The organism is Aquitalea sp. S1-19 (genome assembly GCF_024343515.1).
Window position 1 is genome coordinate 1 of record NZ_RJTZ01000256.1, and the last position, 1,845, is coordinate 1,845.

Genomic DNA, 1,845 nt, shown 5'->3' on the forward strand with positions numbered 1-1,845 from the left:
TAGCGGGCGTTCGCGTCCTTCTGGCGTGGCGCCGGCGAGCATGGCGCGAATGGCCGCCTCTTCGCCAGGGTTTAGTCGCCGGTCGCGGGCAATATCGCTGGGGATCGTCGCCTTGCCATCGTCGCCACGCAGCACGGCCGCATCGCTCGGGGTGTAGTTCGCGTAGCGGCGCGGCAGCTGGCGCAGCGGATTGGAGATGAACACGCTGCCAGCACTGCGCGTTACCCAGTCGAGACAGCGCGCCAGCGCGCCAACATAGTGGCGGATGGATGATGGGGCGAGCTGCTGGGTTTGCTTCATGCTGCGCACCCATGATTCGACCCATGCGTAATCGACAGCGGTCAGCGTGGCACCGCCTACCCTATCGAGCAGCACACCAAGCACCGGCCTATCGGCTGCGGATACATCAACGGCAATCAGGTAGCCGCGGATCGCATCGGCAATGGTGGCGAGGTGCGGCTTCTGGTCGAGCAGGTCATCAGGAACGATGCCGCGATCAAGTAGCGACTCAAGGCGGAGGCAATAGGCGTCGCCTTCGGCCTCGTTGGTAAATGTGAACGTAGCTGGCTTGGGCAAAATACCCTTGCGCCGAACAATGAATTCCCAGTTTCCGCTGGAGCGTAAGCGCTTGGTGGCCATGACAATTCCCGTAGACGGCAAAAACTATAGTCTACGCGCAGCATGCCACTTTTTCAGAGTGGCACGAGAGCAAGAAACAAGGACTTAGCGCAACATGCGGCGCGTGCGACTACACAAAGAAAATAAGAAAAAGCCCCGCAAACTCAATGTTTACGGGGCTTTGACTGGAGGCGGGGGTCGGAATCGAACCGGCGTAGACGGCTTTGCAGTGCGAGGGTTTTATTTTAATTTCAATGAGTTGTAAAAAATAACCACTCCAACCAGCTTAAAGGCGATCAAGTGCGCCCATGCAACACTGCTGCTGCATGCATTTGGCCGCATGAATATGCAAGGTTTTTCATGCGCAGGAGGTTCCGTGCGCCGCCTTTTGTGGCGGGCGCTGGAGGCCGTCGTGCAGTTGCATGTTTTCCGACCCAAGAAGCGGGCGGGCGGGGCGGGGATCCGAGCGCGCGCCACGGGGTAGAGCCGCACAAAGCGGCCGGATTGAACGGGGAGGATCGAGAAGGGGAAGAAAGGCGGCCAGAGCGGCCGCCATCAGGTCAGGCAGTGGCCGCCAGTGCGTAGTCGTCGAAGCGGATAACCTCCTCGCCGACCCAGTCGTTTATCTCGGAGAAGCGCGCCTGCAGTGGCTTGATTTCGTTGACCCAAAAAACCTTGGCAGCCTTTTCGACATCGCCAAAGCCGCCGACATTGCCAGGCATCACCCCAAGCAGCTGAGGGGGGACGCGATGCATGGCTAGCTGGTCATCCCGCGTGATGTTCTTGATGCCGGAAAAGTCGTCCTTGGCCGCCACCTCGCTGACGGGGATCAGCTGGATGCCATCCTTTTTACCGCCGGGCGCGTACATAAACAGGTTGCGGAAGTTGCCGGGGCCTTTGCTGTTCTTCAGCGCGCTGCGCAGTGCGTCAACGTCGCCCTCTTGCTGGACGGTGTCCGTCATGTAGAGAATGAAACCGGCATGACTGCCGTTCTGGAAGTATTTACGGCGGAAAAGCGTGGCGGACTCATTCAGCCATGCGCTATTCAGCGCGGCCAGATACTCGGGCACGCCATACAGCTCTTGGTTAACGTCATGTTCCATCAGGTGATAAACCTCGCCGCGCGGCATCTCAACGTCTTTCATGTAGCCGCCGCAGTACCAGTAGGTATCTGCATCAAGACCGCGGCGCATGTATTTGGCAGGCGCGGGGGCGAGCTCAAGAAGG

At 59.3% G+C, this 1,845-nt stretch carries 2 protein-coding genes; both read right to left on the reverse strand.

The annotated features are described in order from the left end of the window. Positions 1-639 (reverse strand): hypothetical protein (locus EGI20_RS18000; RefSeq protein WP_498633067.1); only part of this gene is annotated, 639 nt, incomplete at its 3' end. A gap of 539 nt (positions 640-1,178) precedes the next feature. Continuing rightward, on the reverse strand, positions 1,179-1,845 hold a 667-nt coding region (locus EGI20_RS18005), incomplete at its 5' end, for a phage portal protein (RefSeq protein ID WP_498633069.1).